This is a genomic window from Pseudoalteromonas obscura (assembly GCF_030135505.1).
Taxonomy (GTDB): domain Bacteria; phylum Pseudomonadota; class Gammaproteobacteria; order Enterobacterales; family Alteromonadaceae; genus Pseudoalteromonas; species Pseudoalteromonas obscura.
In genome coordinates this window covers 166,784-186,760 of the sequence record NZ_JASJUT010000002.1, presented here as the reverse complement: position 1 = coordinate 186,760, position 19,977 = coordinate 166,784, and the positions used below count along the sequence as shown (strand labels likewise).

The following is a 19,977-nucleotide window of genomic DNA, read 5'->3' as shown; positions in this document are numbered from 1 at the left end:
TAGCAAGTCTTACTTAACATGTTCGATAGCTTGGTTTTCTGGCGCTGTTTGCCAATCTGGCCAGTCACGTTGCTTATTCAATTGCAATTTTTGCTTTGCAGCGTCTATGACTTGCTCAATCGTGAAGTTTCGGTTTATTGCAGCAATTAGAAACTTGAAAAAAATCATTGCCCATGACTTCCAAATTTCAAGATGATTACAGGTTTTTAAATGGCCTAAGTCCCTTCTAAGTTCATGCCACTGACCTCGATAGTGGTATTTATCATTGTGTATGTTTTCTAGTTTAAGAAACTGGTTAAGCTCAACAGGTGTTGCACCGGCTCTCATTGCCCCATCTAGTGAAAGTAAAACACAGTCAGCCCACTCCGAAAGATCTTCGGGGCTATTCTTTAACTCCTGCAATTCTTTTGTTAAATGGTCGTGCACACCTTTTAATCTTGGGTGAGGACCAAAGGCTTTTAGGCTAAAATCTCTTTGCTCGATTAGTAAGTCTAATAACATGTCTTTTCCTTAAATTTGGCTTTGAACAAAGTTGTACATAGCTCTTGGAGTGCTAACAGTTACTATTGTTTCGCAAACCCCTGTACCACAACTAGTCAGCTCTACTAAGCTGTGACAGCCTGAGCCGTCAATCAGTACACCGTGTCCGTTTCTTGTGTTTTCATGATGTGAGTCCATCGCTTCACACATCTCCTGAAATTCATCAGCGGCAACAAAGTCGCTGTTGTGCACACGTATGTAAGTTTCTGCTAAAGCTATATCTGTAGTTGTGATGTACGATCTGTAGCCTTGGTCATCTTCTTGTTTTTCTTTGTAATCACTAAGCGCTTTGTTAGCTTGCACCAGATGTTCTAGAGAATACCCTTTGAACTCTTCTACATCTTCATTTGTGATAGAACCTATACCCTGCAAAAAAAATGCTATTTTCATTATGCTGGCGTGAATAGGTTTAGCTTGTTCAACTTCCATAATTTAGGTCCTTGTATTTAAATTTATTTTTCAAAACAGTGGCTGTAACGTCTAGATAAATGCTCACGTGAGACACCAATCAATTTAGCGACTTGGGTCTTATTTGCCTTTTCACCAGAATTTGTTAGCGTTGTGATTGCACTCATGATTTTGTTTTCAGTTTTATCTGATCTAACGTGATGTGTGATATATGCGGCTCGTGAAGTGTGATGTATGCCGACATTTCCTTTCTTTAGCTTTTCCGCGCAGGTGGGGTTAATCCATATACACTCAGTCCTTAAACCAGTTCCGCTCCCTGCAGAAATTCTTGATTGCTTGCTTTCTATACGCCACTTAGATAACAAGTCGCTGTACAGCTCGCTAGGGTAGCCACTAAGGACAACAGAGCCGCTTAATTGACTAAGCTTGACCAGGAGGGATTCGTGTTCTGATGCCGTCATTTCATGACGATATACGCCCCCACTACTATTTATTTTTCTAGTGTCTAACATGTAAGGTGGATCGATATAATGCAAAGTGTCAGGTGAATCATGTTTCAGAATGCAATCTATAGCTGGTCGATTTTCTATGTTTACTCCCTGCAAGCGTTCATGTACGAAACGTAATACAGGAGGATATCTTTGCCAACAATGCGATGGCGTGGAGTACTTTCTAGAAGTGCCACATCTAAAACCAGTAGGATGGCCAGACGCCGCCCCAGAACCAAAACCCATAGCTGATCGCACAATCGTCCGCCTGGCGCGCTCGATAGGATCTTCTACGAACTCATAAGCCAACTTAAATTCATCTCGGCTATAAGGTGTTAAGGTGCAGAGGTTTATTAATTGAGCTGCATCTTCCTTGTTTCTCAAAACCTGAAACAGATTAAAAATATCTTGGTCTAGGTCGTTGTATACTTCGCCATGACTTCTCTTTTTTCTTAGCAATACAGATGCTGCTCCACCAAATGGTTCAACATAAGTTTTATGTTCTGGGAAAAAGCTATACAACCACTTGGACAATCGATACTTGCCGCCGTGATATCTAAGTAACGGAGTGTGCATTTTAAATTTTCCAACTAATTCAATTGATTCATATAGCGTGTTATTTCGCTACCAATCCATTGACCTACTGGTCTAGGTACACCGTTCCCGATCTGCTTATAAGCAGAGGTGTTAGAGACTGGAAACCTGAAACCATCATCAAGGCCTTGCAATCGCGCCCACTCACGCACAGAATAGGGCCTCACTCCCATTGGGTAGCGTTTATCTACTACAAGGCGCGTTGATTTATCCTTGGCGTAATGTGCTACGCATGTTGGTGCTATGTCGCCTTTAGCTGGATCGCTAATGATTGGTAAATCGCGGTACTCGCCATTCATGCGTGCAGTAATGGCTTTTGGTAATGTGACTTGAGGATCACTTTCAAGTACAGCTGACAGTGGTAATGGTCTTGTATTTTTTGGTGGGCGAATTGAAAAGCTACGCCTGGTGCCGACTATAATTAACCGATCTCGTCTTTGTGGTAGCCACGTAGTCGCTTGAATTGGGCAAAACACTTGTACATAGTAATCTGGCATTTTCGTCATTGCTTCCATTACTAGCGGAAAAGCTTTCATGCCAGGCACATTTTCAACTACATAAAACTCTGGTCTAGCTATGGCTAGGTGCCGCAATGCGTGTAAGAAAAGCTCATCGCCTGTGCGCGTGCCGTGAATGTCGGCAATGGTTGAGTATTTAGTACATGGATAGGTGAATACCATGCCGTGGCAAGTGTCTTGTTCTAGTACCAGCTCTTCAGCTATATCACAGTGCTTAATGTGATCACCAAAGTTGTGCTCGTAGGTTTTTACTGCGTCTTTGTCTAACTCAAATGCTTGATTGATACTAATACCTGCATCTAATAAGCCGCTATCAAATAGCCCCGCACCACAAAAATAACTATTGATACTTATCTGCATTGAATCATTTCCTTGAATGTTTACCGTGTAAACAAATTTAGCAAAACAAGTTTACCGTGTAAACATTTTATCTATTATTTTGTTTACACGGTAAATTGATATAGGATTAAGTCAGTTTGAATATAGAGTTAGAAGCAATGGCGCAGAGTAAAGATGAGCGAAAAGCCTCAATTGCAGCAGCTAGAAAAGCACATCATGAAGCACAGAAAAAAGAAAAGAAGCGTCTTGATGCGTATGTAGAGCCAACTACCAAAGATGGGCTTAAAGAGATCAAGGCTAGCTTTAGTGAGGTAAAAAACGAAGGTCAGGCGATAGATAAGGCAGTGCAGTTAGCTCTTACATTAGTTGATAAGGATTAATGATGAAATATTTACTAGCAATCGCATTACTATTAAGTGCCGCTGCATTAGCAAGGGGTACTGTTAACACAACAATGTTAAAGAGCGAGGCTGATTTTGTGGAGTTTCACTGCCGTGGTGAGATTGAACATCGGCTACCTGACAAAACACGCATTGATTGTCTAAACGATGAATATGCTATTGAGTATGATTTTGCTAAAAAGTGGGCCGAGGCAATAGGGCAATCATTGTATTATTCGGCAATGACGGGTAAAAAGGCAGGTATTGTTTTAATCGTAAACTCAAAAACAAAAGAACGTTATCTACGACGCATTGAAAAAACCATTGAAGACAAGGAGCTAAATGTTACAGTATGGACAGTTAATCAGGGCGATCACAACCCGCCTAAAAAGTTTATGTAAAGGAGTTTGAATTGAAAAAAGTAGCTATTACCGCAATCCTATTTGCAATGAGTATTTGTCAAGCACACGCAAACAGCGGTGGCATCATCATTTACCCTGTTTAAGGGGATTGGTATTTATTAAAGGATTAACTATGAAATATGTTTTTTTAGCTATCTTGGCGTTATTGTTTGCAGCATCCGCTAGTGCAGCCGGCGGTGGCGCAGGGGTTTGGCCTAAGCACATAACAAGTTTATGTGGCTCTGGACCAGGTAACATTCCCGATCCGCCTAAAGCAGCTTAAAGAAAGGCGCAGAGGGTTATCAATTCTCTGCGCTAACCGCTGGCATATGCGCAACGGAGAAACACTTTAGAACCTAACCGCCAAATCAGGCTCATGTCTATATTATCAAAATGCCACTTGCGTTTGAAGTGTACTAGAGTGCCAATTTCTAACTGCCTTTTTTCGATTGGCCCGCTTTCCAATGTTTACCTCGTCAAATCCAGTAATTGATATGGTTTCAAACTCGGCGCATTAAAATTTACAGTGAAATTTTACCTTCAACCAAATTAAAGGCTGACGTCATGTGACCATCTAACTCACCAGACATATCGCCAAAGAAACAGATTTTTGTATTGGCTCTGTTCTTTTTTAATACTTTTTTTATTTTAGATCGAAGAGGGGTCTGCCCTATTTTCAATTCCTGCAACTTGATTGAATCATTATTACCTAGAGGTAGGTTTATTAACCCTTCTAAAGCTGCTTGCCCCAAAAGAGTAAATGCGGGTTCATTGTTTACTATAGAGCCTCCAGACCAACAGCAGTAATACTTTTTATTATTGTAATTCACCTCAAAAACCATTGGGTTAATAGCAACATCTATATCTATTCCCATTGTTTTTCTAAGCTCTGCTTCTGTATCAGGATTTGAGATAGCGCCTTCAATTAGTTTTGTTTCTATTTTTAACACTGTGCACTCCTTACATTAATCTGTATGTTATTTGTCCATTTTCATTTGGCGGAATTTAAAATAGTACATAACGGAAAAATCGTCAAGTCTCTGTTTTTAAAGAGGTAAAATATACAAAAGTACAAATATACATTTGTACTTTTGTATATTTATAATTTTTATAAAAATGTTGTACACCGAGCAATCGTCTAGCGCTATCTTGGTTCTGAAACTAATGATGAAAAGAGGAATCAAATGAAAGAATCATATGAATTTAGAGCTAGAAAAGCACTACACAAAGAGTTCGGTTCAAATTACGTAGACCGTAAAGTAACCCCAATGCAAATTTCACAGCTATGGTCTTTCTTAGCTGGTATTGGACCTACCCCGAATCAACTAGCGCAGTTGGTAAATAATGGTCCAGTTAGCAAAGAGCTACTGCAAACGATATTCGACAAACTGAATATTTGTGATGTTGTCTAAATGCCAAAAACATAGTTTGTGGAGGTGTCGCCACTTTGCATTGAGCTACCCGAAGCCGCGCTTAACTGCTGCTATTTAATGAGCAATGAACGATTCATTGAAGCAAAAATGTAAACCTAATAACTTTGTTTGCAATGTAGCAAAAGGTGAAGAAATTCTTAGAAAATAAAATTTAATGGTGGTTGTAGTACCATTTGTGTTTTGGGTAACTTAAACAATAACAATACCTTGCGAAAAAAATAGCAACATTGAGGGGGTGGTGAGCTATGCTCGTGGGGGTTCAAGTCCCCCCATTCGCACCAAATATTAAACCCGTAGCTATTTAGTTACGGGTTTTTTCATGTTTGGATCTGTATGTGTTGTAATCGAGTTCCTCAAATATCGTATTTTAGAATGTCACCCACGTTGTGAATAAAACCCTTTATACACTGTCATAAAATTTATCAACTCTTATCAAAATTGACATTAAGCACCTCAATCGCAGCTCTTAGGTCGAGTGCTGTAGCTAGTAGCAAGCCTTTTGTCGATCCAGTAAACACAGCTCAGCCCCACATAGCTAGTGTCCGGTGAATATAAGTAAAGTACTATGTATTGGTTTGCGCACTTAGAGCACGTAATTAGAGATGAAGCGCTTAGTCGCATTGCGTTGGCAATAGGTTTAATACGAGGGTCGCGAAGTGGCACTATTAGCTTTTAGCGGGGGTCTGTGATTAGTCAAAAAAAGGTTGCCTGCTTCATGTATGGCTAACATGGCGCAGGCAGCCAGCAGTATGCAAATTGAATCGTTTAAGTCGCGTTGTTATTCAAAAGCACCTTAGCAATCCACTTTGCGTTGTCACCTCTTAGTATACTGAAGTGATCGCCCTGTAGTTTAGTGGTGGCAATATTGGACGCATGCCTGTCCAAGTAAGCGATATATTTGTTTTGGTCAGCGGGGCTTTGCGTCGCTAAAATGAGCTGCGTACGACCCAACTCCCAATTTGGCTGGTACTCAATATGTAACCGTGATTGCAAATTATACAGCGACTTCAAATGTTCCGCGACTTCAATCGAGTCGATATTTTCATTCAATGTGGCAGCATCAACAAACCTAGCAGGATGAATATAGGTATCTAACATGATGAGTTCAACTTGGTATCCCGAGTCAATTAACCTAGCAGCTAATTCTAATGCGAGTACACCACCATAAGAGTGGCCAACAAGTTTAACTTTATTTAAATCACGTTCAGCGATTGCGTTAGCAAACGCTTCCACATTCTCTGTAATACTTGTGAATGGCTTTTCACCTGAAATAAGACCCTTATGCCTAAAGACTCCAATTTCGCCTTCAAAATCCTTCATGTGCTGCATAATGTCGATAAAATCTTTATCTGTACTGGCAACACCTGGAATGAAGTAACACCCCATTGTTGGAGAGCCCTCTTTATCCGTTAGCTGAAGAAGTGGTTGATCCAAAAGGTGTGTTGAACAGAGAGAGTCAATTAGCTCGGCTTGAGTCTTGATAGTATTAAACTCAAATACTTGAGACAAGCTCACTGGTTTTTGCAATACCGTGTGAATTTTAGAAATGAGTTTAACAGCAAGTAATGAGTGCCCACCAATTGCAAAAAAGCTTGAGCCAATACTTAACGCATCAATATGGGTGTCTAGTACCTCAGCCCAAATTTTTGTGAGGGTAATTTCAGCTTCGGTGCTCGGTGCTTCGCACTGCTCAGCGCTTGTTTCAAAGGTAATGGTTGGCAATGCATTTTTATCTATTTTACCGTTCGCAGTTAAAGGCCATTCAGATACGATCACAACCTTATGCGGCAGCATGTAATCTGGTAGCGCAGCTTTTAAACTTTGCTGAATTGTTTGTTCTAGTTCGGACGAGTTGGTAGTAACCAGCTGGCTTTCTGCTTTGACATAAGCGACTAAATACTGATTGTGGTTAAGTTCAGTGATGGTCACAAGTGCAGAGTCAATCACTGGAACTTGCGCAATTTGCGACTCTATTTCGCCAAGCTCTACCCTAAAGCCGCGAATTTTGACTTGGCTGTCTTGTCGGCCGACAAAATGCACGGTGCCATCTTCTAAAAAGTATCCAAGATCTCCGGTTCTATACAGCAACTCAGAGCTTTGCTTATTTTGAGGGTCATGATAAGGGTTTGGTACAAACTTCTCTTTGGTTAAGTCTAAGCGCTGCCAATACCCTTTTGCTAATCCAGGACCACCAATGTAAAGTTCACCAATACTGCCAATAGGAGTAGGCAAGAGATAGGGGTCTAAAACTAACAACTGATAGTTCGGGTTTGCTTTTCCAATAGGAATGTTGAGCGCTTGGGCATCTTTAGGTGAGGTTACATAGCTTGATGCAGTGACGGTTGCTTCTGTCGGTCCATAGGTATTGATAAGAGCAGTGTTATTCCCTAATTTTTGATAGTGATTTTTAACCGTTGTTGCAGTGAGCGCTTCACCACCGACAATAACTTTTTGCAAACTATGTACAGGTACAGCAAGCTCATCTGAGGTGGTTTGCGCCCAAAAAGCGGTGGGTAAGCTAGCGATGGTGATACTATGCTGATTACAAAATTGTATGAAGTGGTCAAAGCTATAAGCTGATTGCTCATTCCTTAATACCAGCTGTGCACCAATACACAAGCTAGCACACAATTCTTCAATGAAGATATCAAATGAGATGTTTGAAAATTGTAAAACAACGTCATTGTCACTGACTTGATATACCGTTTTGATATGCTCTTGGTAATTGAGCAAGGCACTGTGTGCTACCATTACGCCTTTTGGTTGACCTGTTGAACCAGAGGTATAGATGATGTAAGCCGTGCTTGATGCGCACAGCGCAAGCTGATCTTTCGCTATGTTTTCGGTTGCATAGCGGCTCAGTACGCCAGTTTGATTAATAAGGTGGTCTAAGTCTATTTTATCGACAGGATTTTGTTCTAATGTCTTGTTGCCACTGCCTTGAGTGAGTACCAGTTTTAACAGGGCATCATCAAGCATATACTCAATTCGGGACAAAGGGTATGCAGGATCTATTGGCACAAACCCGCCGCCAGTTTTTAAGATTGCAATTACACCGATCACCATTTCAATGCTGCGATCTGCACAAAGGCCAACCAGAGTCTCGGCAGACACGTCGAATTTATCTCTGATGTATCGAGCAAGTTGATTTGCTTGTGCATTGATCTGCGCATAGGTTAGCTCAGTGTCACTGCTTACAAGCGCGACTTTGTCAGGCTTTTCATGGGCCATTTTCTCAATGAGTTCGTGGATACATTGACTGTCGTTAAATGATCGGCCTATACCGTAAGAGAGATGCAACAGCTGATTTTTTTCTTCGTTGCTGTAAGCTGGCAATGTCAGAGGTGGAGCCCCTTTGATGTCGGCAAAGCTTTCAGATAAATTCTCCATAAGCGTACACAGGTGATCACTCATCTTTTGAACTCTTTGTTGAGTAAATAGACTTGAGTTATATTGCCAATGCACCTTGATACCAGTTTCACAAATGGCAAAGTCGACTTCCAGATCAAATTTGGCTAGCCCTTGTTGCGCAGTTAACAGTTCAAAGTGCGTATCGCCGTGTTCCTCTGTGGGCTGCAGCGCATTATTCATTTGCCCAAACTCTGAATTTATGGTGACCATAATTTGAAAGATTGGGGTGACTTGCGTAGAGCGTGACTCTGATAAGTGTTCAACCAATTGTTCAAAAGGTATATCTTGGTGTTTTTGTGAATTTAGGTGGACTTCACGTAGATGGTTAAAAAAGTCCTGCCAGTTTGCTTGTTCAGTATTCACTCTTAGTACGAGTGTATTGACAAATAGTCCGACAAGTGGTGCCAGCTCTGCTTTCAATCTATTCGCGGTTGGTGTGCCGACGATGATGTCATGAGAGTTACTGTGTTTGGTGATGATAAGTGAGAGTAAACCATGCATCAACATGAATGGTGTTAACTTGGCATCCTTCGCGATGGCTAACAATTGAGCTGATGGCTTTTCACCAAGCGCTAACTCAACCACCGCCGCAGGGTTTGTCTGGTTTTGAGATCTCGGTTGGCAAAGTGGCAACGCGTGTGTAGCAGGCGCATCTTGTAAGTTATCCAGCCAGTAGTGAAGTTGCTGCTTTAGCCTTGAATCATCCAAATGTGCTCTTTGCCAAAGTGCAAAGTCGGCATATTGAATAGACAAATCTTCGAGCGGAGATGGCTGAGCTTGTTTATATGCAGAGTATAGGGCTGTAAATTCTCTAGTGATAACCTCCATCGACCAGCCATCAGACGCAATATGGTGCATGTTGTAAATCAGTATACTTTTGCTTTCGGTGAGCTTTACGATATGCGCGCGTAGCATCAAATCTGAGGCTAAATCAAAAGGTCTCGAAAATTCAGCATCGAGTTTCTCATTTAGTTTCTGTGTTTGAAGCGCCGTGGAAGAGGTTGTTAGATCTGTAACCTCAATTTTAAAGTCAACCTGCTCTGCCGGTCGCACTTTTTGCTTAATTTCGCCGTCTTGTTCATGGTACGTTGTCCGAATAATTTCGTGGCGTCTGACAATTTCGCTAAAGGCGTGCTGGAGAGCCCCCAAATCTACCCCACCTTCGATATTAAAGGCGACAGGCATGTTATATTCTGCAGAGCCGCTTTGCAGCTTATCCATAAACCACATACGTTGTTGTGCATAGGAGACGGGGAGCAGCTCTGAGGAATGCTCTCTGGGCACTAGAGGAACTGTGTTGCTTGCTTCGGCGTTACTGGCGTCAATTTGCAGTGCTAAATGCTCTAAATTTTGAGCATTGAACACTTGCTCTACAGAGATGTCGATACCAAAGGCTTGAGATATTTCAGCGACGAGCCGAATACAAAGCAGTGAATGTCCGCCCAGCTCAAAGAAATTGGCATCAATGCCAATAGTTGTAGCGTCAACGCCTAATAATTCGGCCCATATCTTTGCAATGCCTTTTTCTGTTGCTGTGCGCGCTGGTATGGTCGCGGCTGGTGTGTGCGTATCTGGGGCAGGGAGTGCGCGTTTGTCTATTTTTCCATTCGCCGTCATAGGCCAATTGTCGACAACGATAAACGTACTAGGCACCATGTAGCTTGGTAACTTATCGACAAGACCTTTCTTAATGTCGGCCAATTCGGTATCAGAGCATTCACTTTGCACTGTATCGCACAGCTGCATATAAGCCGCAAGTTTCACTGTTTTGCCACTATTGAAAGTGATGACTAACGCAGATGTTACTTTGTGATGCTCTACCAGTTTGCTTTCTATTTCGCCCAGTTCAATGCGAAAGCCGCGAATTTTAACTTGGTCATCTGTTCTACCAACATATTCAAGTGTGTGGTCAGGCAGGTATCGAACTAGGTCTCCTGTTTTATATAAGCGGTCCGATGCACTTGATGTTCTCGATGATATAAAAGGGTTTACAATAAATTTTTGTGCGGTCAACTCTGGTTTGTTGATATACCCTGTGGCAAGTCCATCACCACCTACACATAGTTCGCCAATAGCGCCATGAGGCGTTAAATTGTTATACTTATCAAGTATATAAATTTCATCGCAATGTAGCCGTTTGCCAATTGGGATGACTTTAGAACGCAGCGGAAACTCAAATTTGTGGGATGTTGTAAACGTCGTATTTTCCGTTGGGCCATATGCGTTGGTAAGCTGTAAGTGCGCGAGCTTTTTCTGAGCAAGCTTTACTGTCGCCAGATCTAACGCCTCGCCTCCTACAATTAGCTGTTGTAGGGAGTCGAGCCTATCATCGAGCAATAACCACTCTTTAAAAAATGCAGTGGTTAGGAACATGGAGTTGACCTGATGTTTATCTATGGTGGCGTTGAGCTGTTGTGGAGTGAGGATATTATCTGGGTATAATATAACCTTACCGCCGTTGAGTAATGGTCCCCAAACTTCTAGTGTCGCCGCATCGAAAGCGATATTTGCGGTATGTATCATCACTGTACTGCTATCCAATTGCATAAAGTTTGGATTGGTGATCAGTCTAATGATGCCGAGGTGTGGTACTTCAACCCCTTTGGGTTTGCCCGTGGAGCCTGATGTGTAAATAATGTAGGCTGGAGTTTGTGCATCTGGCGCAATGGGCGAGAGAAGCTCGTTATCTTGGTCTATCTCGGTATTATCGAGTGAGCTGATTGCTTCTGATAGATTGCATATTGCACCATGCCAGTTGGCAATATCGAGGTCGTTTTTGGTGTGCTTTAGAATAAGCTGGGGCGACGCATCTTGGAGAATGTGTGCTAACCGCGTGGCAGGAGAGTTAATTTCCATGGGCACATAAGAGCAACCTGCTTTTAAAATCGCCAGCATACCAATGACCATTTCTATTGAGCGTTCAGCAAACAATCCTATTGGGCTATTATCCTCGAGTTTATGATTTTTAATTAGTAGTTTAGCTAAGCCGGTTGCCTTGTCGTTGAGCGCTTTGTAGGTAATGGAGTGCGCTTCAAATACGACAGCGACGCGATTCGGATTTAAGTTTGCCTGCTGGTCAAGGAGTGTACATACACTGTGTGATTGTGTGTATTCAATCTCTCTGACATTCAAAGCGTTAATTAATAGTGCTTGTTCGCTTTGTGGTAAGAGCGCCAGATCTGATATCTTGGTTGTAGCTGGGTGAGTGATATTAGAAAAACTTTCGAGCAGCACTTGCAAGTGGGTATGAAGTTTTTCAATGTACGACTGTTTGTAGATGCTTGGGTCATACTGCCAGCTTATATCAACGCCATTGTCGCTGATATTTAGCGAGATATGCAGCTCGAATTGAGCGGGGGTACCTTCAGACTCAAAAACGGTTGCGTCGACATCTGCCAATGCAGAGTGGTTAAGCGTTTGCTGATCGTTTAATCCGTACTCAGTATTACTGGTAAACATGATCTGAAAAAGCGGGTTGTACCCGCCATCTCTTGGCACTTTTAGTCGGTCAACCAGCTGGTCATAGGGCATTTCCTGATATTGTTGAGCTGATAGGTGAACCTTTCTCAGTGCAGCAAAGTAGTCACCTAACATGTTGATGCTTGTGTCCACTCGCAAAATGAGAGTATTGACAAAAAAGCCAATGAGCGGTTGCAGTTGTGCTTGTGAGCGGTTGGCGATTGGCGTGCCTACGACAATATCATCACTGTTAGAGTGTTTTGACATGGCAATGGAGAAAATGCCATGCATTAGCATAAATGGTGTGACATTTAGGTCTTTCGCAAGCTTTAAAAGCTTACTGGCGCAATCGGCATGGAGCGAACCTGAAACGGTTTGTGCTTGACGTGCATTATCTTCTACGGTCACAGGTTCACGGTGCAAGCCATGTATTAATGGAATATCGCTTAATTGCTGTTGCCAGTATTTAAATTGTTGATCAAGGCTAGGTGCATGCTCATGTTGCCATACTGCATAGTCGCTATACTGAATATCCAATGGAGGAAGCGGATTTGAGAGTCCAGTTTTAAATGCATCGTATAGTGCAAAAAACTCTTTGATAAGCACTTCGATAGACCAACCATCCGATGAAATATGATGCATATTTAAGATGAGAATACCGCTGGCTTGGCTGGTATGTATGTAACTTACACGCAGCATTAGGTCTTTGCTTAAGTCAAATGGTGTGTACATATTTCGCTGCACAATATCGGCCAGATCAGTGTCCGTTTGCGCTGAGCTTAATGTCGTTTCGTCAATGGCAAAATTGAATTCAGATAAAGGTTTAACCTGCTGATAAGCGGTGCCGTTATCATTGATATAGTTGGTTCTCAATATCTCATGTCGGCTTACAATGCAGGAAAAAGCACGTTTAACCAGAGCTAAGTCGAGTACGCCTGAAATTTCAAAGGCAATGGGCATGTTGTACTCAGGAGAGCCTTGTTTAAGCTGATCGATAAACCAAAGTCGTTGTTGTGCGAAAGACAAAGGCAGTTTATTTCCTTTGTCCTTTACTGCCTCAATTTGTTCTTGAGCGTCCTGCGAAGCCGTCATGGCGGCTAATTTTTGCAGGTAGGCTGTCAGATCAACTTTGTTTTCTTTAATTGTTTTCGATAACTCAGGTGTAATGGCACCCTTGGGTGCCTTTGCGCGTAGTTTTGTCTCTTCATCTAAATACAAAGTGATGTCGAGTGATGCCAGCTTTTGCAGCAGTGCAGGAATATTTTTTTTAGAATTCGACATCTTCAAACTCCGTTTCTTCTAATTCATTGAGCTTGTTTTGTGCATCCAAGTTCAGTTTTAAAGAGTCGCAAATTTGTGCGAGTTCCCTAAGCTCTGAGACTTCATAAAGACCTTGCAGCTCCAGCTTGAGACCGAGTTCCTGCTCTATACGACTCAGTAGACGGATCACAAGTATTGAGTGTCCACCTAACTCAAAGAAACCGTTATGAATACTGATTTTTTGCGCTTCAATTTTGAGTAGCTCAGCCCAAATATTGACTAGTGTATGCTCTGTGTCTGTTTGAGGTGCGACGTATTCTACTTCGATACTTTGCTGTGGCTGAGCTAATGCCTTTCTATCCAATTTACCATTAGGGGTCAAAGGCCACTCATCGACTATCATCAAGACACTTGGCACCATATAATCAGGCAGTACACTATTAAGTGTTGATTTCAATCCACTGAGATAGTTGCTTTGATCTCCCTCGTTTAACGCATTGGTTGGTTTTACATACGCCACAAGCTGTTGGCTGCCCGCAAGTTCCGTTGCTACAACCAGAGATGAATCCACCCTAGGTTGCTGAGATAATTGTGCTTCAATCTCGCCGAGTTCAATCCTAAAACCTCTTATCTTAACTTGGTGGTCTATGCGGGCAATAAACTCTAAGTTACCGTCTGGTAAATAACGAACCAAATCACCAGTCCGGTATAGCCGTTTGGAGCTATTTGGATTGCTCGCATCGAAATACGGATTGTCAATAAAGCGCTCTGCTGTTAACTCTGGGCGATTGAGATAGCCGCGAGCCAAACCGGCACCGCCGATGAATAATTCTCCAGCTACACCATGTGGGGTCATGTTTAGAAACTTATCCAACACCATAAGTTGAATATTATCAATGGGCTTTCCTATTGGTACTCCGTGACTGATATCTCCATTGCAGTTCCAGTAACTTACATCAATTGCAGCTTCTGTTGGGCCATATAAATTGTGTAGTTCTGTATTTGGTAATGCTTGTCGTACCCCTTCTACGTGGCTCACTTGTAATGCTTCACCGCTACAAAAGACTTGTTTCAAATTAGTACAGAGTTTGAACTCTTCATTTTCGAGCATGGCTCCTAGCATAGAAGGTACAAAGTGAAGTTTCGTAATTGCACTGCGCTGAATAAGCTCACATAGGTAAATAGAGTCCTTATGCCCTTCTGGTTTTGCAATGACTAACCGTCCACCGTATGACAGTGGCCACACAAACTCCCATACCGATACATCAAAGCTATATGGTGTTTTCTGGAGTACAGTATCGTCGACAGTCATATTGTACCGGGTTTGCATCCAGTGAATTCGGTTTACCAACGCTTGATGCTCTACCATGACACCTTTAGGCTTACCAGTAGAGCCAGACGTATATATGACATATGCCAAGTGAGTTGAGGTTAGGCCCTGTGCCGTAAGATCGACATTTGTAGTGGGGAATTGAGCGAAATATGAATTGTTCTTCATATCGATGAGTGTACCTGTATAGATCTCATGCAGTACCACAGATGTATTATTCTCGCTCAGCACAACATCTAAGGACGCATCATCAAGCATATAGCTTAAGCGCGCTTGTGGGTAACTTGGCTCTAAAGGTACATATGCACCCCCGGCTTTAAGTATAGCGAGTATACCGATGACCATTTCTAGTGAACGCTCGATACATAGACCTACCAATGTATCTGGCTTAACATCGTGTTGAGTAACTAAACAGTGCGCTAACTGGTTTGCTCGTGCATTCAGTTCACCATAGGTCAGCTGCTCATTTTCAAACACAATCGCGATATTATCAGGGTGCGCTGTTGCTTGATGCTCGAATAACTCGTGGATACATAGATCCGATGGGTAATCTGAAGCAGTATCGTTTAGAGCGTGTAGCAAGAAGTCAGCTTCCTCTTGGTTAAGCATAGGTAACTTCGAAGGACACAGTTGTGTATCTGTTGCACAAGATTGTGCACTTACAGCTAACACCATTTGCTCTAGGTGGCCCATAAATTGTGTGATAAATGCTTTGTCAAACAAGTGACAGTCAAAGGTGCAGCTTAAATCTATTCCGCCATTGGTAATTCGAAAATCAACATGAAGGTCAAACTTTTCATGAATTACATTTGAAGAGTAAGGCTTGAGCTCTATGCCTGGTAATGTGAAATTTTCCTCGTTGGAGCTGATGCCATACTCTGTATTGGTTGTCATCATAATTTGGAAAAGTGGCGCATGGCTGGTACTTCGAGTGACATTTAAGCTTTCAACTAACTGTTCAAACGGAACATCCTGGTTTTCTTGCGCCTCTAAATGTGTGGTTTTCACATGCTGTAGGTATTTTGCGATAGAGCCTTGCTCGACGTCTAGGCGCAAAACCAGGTTGTTGATAAACATACCAATTAAATTGTCCACTTCCGTATGAAGGCGATTGGCGACAGGTACACCTATCACAATGTCATTGGTGCCGCAGTAGCGGGCGAGCAACAGTGCAAAAATACCATGGCAGAGCATAAATTGCGTAACCCCATGTTTTTTTGCCATAGTTTGTAGTTGATGCGCCGCGTGCTCTGGCAAACTGAGTTTTACAAGGTCGCCCTCGTACTGTTTGATGTTGGGGCGTGGATATTGTGTCGGCAAATTATGCACTTCCGGCAAATCTACCAATTGTTGTTGCCAATAGGTCAATTGCGACTCAAGCATTGCTTCATTTAAATAGCTTCGCTGCCAATGGGCATAATCGGCATATTGAATGTCGAGCGCTGGTAGAGGGTTGGTTTGCCCTGCATGAAAAGCACTATACAGCGTCACGAATTCTTTAGTAAATACCTCTAAAGACCAGCCATCTGAGGCAATATGGTGCATATTTACAGTCAGCACACCTTCATGCTCACCAGTCTTAATATATTTGGTTCGAAGCATTAAGTCGCAGGCTAGGTCAAATGGAGTTCGTATCTCTTGCTCTACCAATTGTTGTATTTGGGCAGTCTGATCTGCACCGTCTGTGATGGCAAGGTCAATGACCGTGGTTGCAAAAGACACATTTTTTGCGCTCTTGATGTGCTGCGTGACTTCGCCATCTGTATTGATAAAATTGGTGCGCAAAACTTCGTGACGGTCCACAATTGTCTGGAACACGAGATTGAGCAGCGGTAAGTCTAAGTCACCATGGAGCTCGAAAATAATCGGCATATTATATTCTGGCGTCCCCCCTTGCAGCGAGTCCAGAAACCATAGTCGTTGCTGTGAATACGATAGGGGGAGGTATTTGCCTGTACGCTCAACGGGAAGGATTGGCGGGCGCTCAACACGGTTACTCTGTGTATCAATAATGTTAGCCAGCGCGGTTAAGGTTGGCGATTGAAACACATCTTTTATGGCGACTTCACAATCAAGCTGAGTACGAATTTCTGAGGTGAGACGGACTGCTAATAAAGAATGCCCACCCAATGAAAAGAAACTAGATTCTCGGCCAATTGAATTTTTTGGCACGCCTAATAGCTCTGTCCATATCACTGCCAGTGTTTGTTCTGTGATAGTTTCTGGAGGCGAAATACCTTCATCATCTACCACATCGTCATAGGCAGGAAGCCTTTTTTTATCGGTTTTACCATTGGTAGTCAGGGGCCAGTTTTCGACCACGATAAATCTGTTTGGGATCATGTATTCTGGCAGCTTTTGAGATAACTCAGCTTTTAATTCAGGGATATCTATAGTTGCTTTTGGCAAAATATAGGCGACCAGCATCTCACGGTCTTCAATCGCAATCACGCAAGATTTAGCAATCTTACTACAGTTAGTTATTTGACTCTCAACCGCACCAATTTCTATTCTAAACCCGCGTATTTTAACTTGCTCATCCTTTCTGCCGATATATTCTAATTCACCATTGTCCAGCCAGCGAACGAGATCACCACTGCGGTATAACAATGGAGAAGTATCGCCAGGGAAGGTGTTAGGGATGAAGCTTTGCTTGGTAAGCGCTGCATTGTTTAAATACCCTTTACCGACACATTCACCGCCAATAAATAACTCGCCGATAGCACCGTCTGGTACCAATTCACCGTTGTGATCTACGACATAGCAGTGTGTATTAGAAATAGGGGCTCCGATTGCGATACTTTCTGGCCACTCATCTACTTCGCTGGTCAGCACGGTCGACGTACATACGTGCGTTTCTGATGGACCATATTGATTCACAAGCCTGATATTGGGATGGCGTTTAAAGAATGTACGGATCTCAGGCGTGATGACTAACAGTGCCGCGGTAGAAATAACAACTTCAAGTGATGGGAACAGAAGCTGCCTTTCGTTGCTGTAACTGGCTAGTGTTTGCAGCATAGAGTAAGGCAAATTAGCGAGGCTAATATTTGCTGATTGGAGCTTTGTCGCTATTTCTTCAACGTCAAACTGTTCAGTTTCAGTAACCAATTGCAATGAACCGCCTTGCAACAAGGCTAAAAATATATCGGTAAAACTCATATCAAAGCCAATCGATGAAAACTGCAAAACAGTATGTGGCTTAGCTATTTCTTGGCAGTTTTCCTGCATCGCATAAATAAGGTTTACCAAAGGTTTGTGGTGCATGCCGATCAATTTAGGCTTACCTGTTGACCCCGACGTTGTGAGTGCGTAAGCAAGGGATTGCTCGTTTACAGAAACTTCGAGATCGGGTACTTCTTGAACCCAGTCAATTTTGTCCAAGTGAATAATATCAATATTGGCAGTGTCGTTTAGCGCCTGTGCATTGACAGAGCTGGAGAGAATGAGCCCTACATTTGCATCTTCTACACGCTCAACAATAATCTTATCGCTGTGTTTAATGTCCAGAGCCAAATACCCACAGCCAGCTTTTAATATGCCAAGAAGCCCAGCTATCATTTCCACAGAGCGCTCAATGTATAAGCCGACGAGTGGATTAACCATTGCTTTTTTATAAGCCAGGATCTGGTGTGCGATAATATTGGCTTTGTGATTCAACTCTCGGTAGCTGGTGGCACCTTGATTGGTGATAACGGCACATGCATCAGGCGTTAGCTCTGTTTGTTGTTCAAATATTTGGTGTAGGCACTGCGGTGTTTCCCTAGCTATTGTCGAGCCAGCAGCCTTATCAAGTAGCTTGTCGATTTCTGTATTTGACAACATAGCGATGTCGGCAAGTGCTACTTGGCCGGTAGATTGTTCTCCCAAATTGCTAATAGCAGTAAGCACATTGCACAGGTGTTCTACAAGCAGCTGAATTTGCGATTCACCAAAAAGAGCTTCGTCATATGTCCAATCAATGAAAAGACCTTTGTTTGTGAAGCTCACATCAATATCCATATCAAATTTTGATGTCGATTCGGCTAAATCGAGTGGTTCAATATCAATACCCGGCAGCTCATATTTGACATCACTTTGCAGTTTGTAGTCCGTCATTGTAGTGAGCATTATTTGAATGAGTGGGGAGTGGCTGGTACTGCGCTCCAGTTTTAAATGTTCAACCAATTGATCAAAAGGAACATCCTGATTCGATTGCGCTTCTAAGTGGACTTCCCTTACGTGTTCAAAATAGGCTGCCAAATTGGTGTGATTGGTATTCAATCGTAGTGCGAGAGAATTGACAAAAAAACCAATTAACGGCTCAAGACCAGCGACCAGTCGATTGGCTACGGGTGTACCTATAACAATATCTTGCGAGTTACTGTGTTTTGATATGACCAAGGCCAATGTTGCGTGAATGAGCATAAATGGCGTTAGCTGAAAGTCATTTGCTATTTTTTGTAGTTTAGTGGCAATGTCTAACGAGAGAGTTTCGCTCACAGTTTTGCCAACACTTTGTTTTACTTTTGGTCTGGCGTTAAGGGTTGCGATCCCATGAAGTGCAGGGGCACCGTCTAGTTTTTTCTGCCAGTAAGACAATTGCGTGCCTAATACTTTGCCGTCTAACCACTCTCTTTGCCAACATGCATAGTCGGCATATTGAAATTGCAAAGGTGGAAGTTCAGCACTTTCACCTGCGCTATGCGCTTGGTAGAAAGTAACAAACTCTCTGGATATAACATTCATTGACCAGCCATCTGAAGCTATGTGGTGTATATTGAAAAACAGCACACCAGAGCTAGGTTGAGTGTCAGTCGCATTTGACGTGTGGATATAGAGACAGCGGAGCATAAGGTCTGAACTAAGATTGAATGGCTTGGCTGCATTTTGTGTAATGATGCTTTTGACTTGCGACTGTTTTCTATTATCTGCTATTTCAGTGAGGTCATACCGTTCAATATCGACTTCTGGGTTATCACATACTTTTTGGTAAACAAGGCTTTGTTCAGTTTCAATATAAACAGTTCTTAAAACTTCGTGCCGCTCAAGTATGGACTGTAAGGCTTTTTTGACCGACGCTAAGTCTAATGAACCGGTAACTTTAAAAATAAGAGGGACGTTATACTCTATCCCTCCTCCTTGTACTTTATCTAAAAACCATAACCGCTGTTGCGAGAAGGACAGTGGGATGCGGTCTTTCGGATAAGTATGGGGTTTTAGCTTCGAGCGAGTATTAGAGAGTTGTGAAACAACAGAGATAATACTGTCTTTATTTTGCTTAAAAAATTGTTTGTCTTCGTTAGACAGTGAAGCAAGATTACCTTTGATGATAAGTTTGCCATTTTGTGAGCTGACCTTTAACCCGTTTTGAATTTTTTCTTTTATAAAGTTTCTTATGATATTTAAGTCGTTAGCCATAATGTTCTACAGTGCT

Annotated in this window: 11 protein-coding genes; 4 read left to right on the top strand and 7 right to left on the bottom strand. The window is 42.3% G+C overall.

Annotation, left to right across the window (positions count from 1 at the left end; translation table 11 throughout):
- Positions 1 to 9: 9 nt before the first annotated feature.
- From QNM18_RS04805 to QNM18_RS04790, 4 genes are read right to left on the bottom strand one after another with little or no spacing between them, the layout of a single operon-like run.
- On the bottom strand, positions 10 to 501 hold the full coding sequence (locus QNM18_RS04805; RefSeq protein WP_284136530.1) for a dATP/dGTP pyrophosphohydrolase domain-containing protein: 492 nt from the start codon (positions 499 to 501) through the stop codon (positions 10 to 12).
- A 9-nt stretch (positions 502 to 510) separates the two neighbouring features.
- On the bottom strand, positions 511 to 969 hold the full coding sequence (locus tag QNM18_RS04800) for a hypothetical protein (protein WP_284136529.1): 459 nt from the start codon (positions 967 to 969) through the stop codon (positions 511 to 513).
- 23 nt (positions 970 to 992) lie between these two features.
- The gene (locus QNM18_RS04795; RefSeq protein ID WP_284136528.1) at positions 993 to 2,012 is read right to left on the bottom strand and encodes a DNA adenine methylase; all 1,020 of its coding nucleotides are present in this window, start codon (positions 2,010 to 2,012) and stop codon (positions 993 to 995) included.
- A 14-nt stretch (positions 2,013 to 2,026) separates the two neighbouring features.
- Positions 2,027 to 2,908: a DNA cytosine methyltransferase gene (locus QNM18_RS04790; RefSeq protein WP_284136527.1), complete on the bottom strand. Its 882-nt coding sequence runs from the start codon at positions 2,906 to 2,908 to the stop codon at positions 2,027 to 2,029.
- 116 nt (positions 2,909 to 3,024) lie between these two features.
- Here QNM18_RS04790 and QNM18_RS04785 point away from each other — a divergent pair, with 116 nt between their 5' ends.
- The 3 genes from QNM18_RS04785 (at position 3,025) to QNM18_RS04775 (ending at position 3,951) form a co-directional block, all read left to right on the top strand.
- On the top strand, positions 3,025 to 3,267 hold the full coding sequence (locus QNM18_RS04785; RefSeq protein WP_284136526.1) for a hypothetical protein: 243 nt from the start codon (positions 3,025 to 3,027) through the stop codon (positions 3,265 to 3,267).
- A gap of 2 nt (positions 3,268 to 3,269) precedes the next feature.
- Positions 3,270 to 3,668: a hypothetical protein gene (locus QNM18_RS04780; protein ID WP_284136525.1), complete on the top strand. Its 399-nt coding sequence runs from the start codon at positions 3,270 to 3,272 to the stop codon at positions 3,666 to 3,668.
- A 133-nt stretch (positions 3,669 to 3,801) separates the two neighbouring features.
- Positions 3,802 to 3,951 (top strand): hypothetical protein, encoded by a 150-nt coding sequence (locus QNM18_RS04775; RefSeq protein WP_284136524.1) that lies wholly within the window; start codon positions 3,802 to 3,804, stop codon positions 3,949 to 3,951.
- A 238-nt stretch (positions 3,952 to 4,189) separates the two neighbouring features.
- Here the strand turns inward: QNM18_RS04775 and QNM18_RS04770 are convergent, their stop codons facing one another.
- Entirely contained in the window at positions 4,190 to 4,618 is a 429-nt protein-coding gene (locus QNM18_RS04770) for a hypothetical protein (RefSeq protein ID WP_284136523.1), read from the bottom strand.
- Positions 4,619 to 4,852: 234 nt separating this feature from the next.
- Between QNM18_RS04770 and QNM18_RS04765 the strand changes: the two genes are divergently transcribed.
- Positions 4,853 to 5,080, top strand: a complete 228-nt coding sequence (locus tag QNM18_RS04765) for a hypothetical protein (RefSeq protein WP_284136522.1) — start codon at positions 4,853 to 4,855, stop codon at positions 5,078 to 5,080.
- A gap of 786 nt (positions 5,081 to 5,866) precedes the next feature.
- Here QNM18_RS04765 and QNM18_RS04760 read toward each other — a convergent pair.
- Both QNM18_RS04760 and QNM18_RS04755 read right to left on the bottom strand, forming a co-directional pair.
- A complete protein-coding gene (locus QNM18_RS04760; RefSeq protein ID WP_284136521.1) occupies positions 5,867 to 13,252 on the bottom strand; it encodes a non-ribosomal peptide synthetase in 7,386 nt (2,461 codons plus the stop codon).
- A complete protein-coding gene (locus QNM18_RS04755; RefSeq protein WP_284136520.1) occupies positions 13,239 to 19,961 on the bottom strand; it encodes a non-ribosomal peptide synthetase in 6,723 nt (2,240 codons plus the stop codon). The genes QNM18_RS04760 and QNM18_RS04755 overlap by 14 nt, the downstream gene beginning before the upstream one ends.
- Between the last annotated feature and the right edge of the window lie 16 nt (positions 19,962 to 19,977).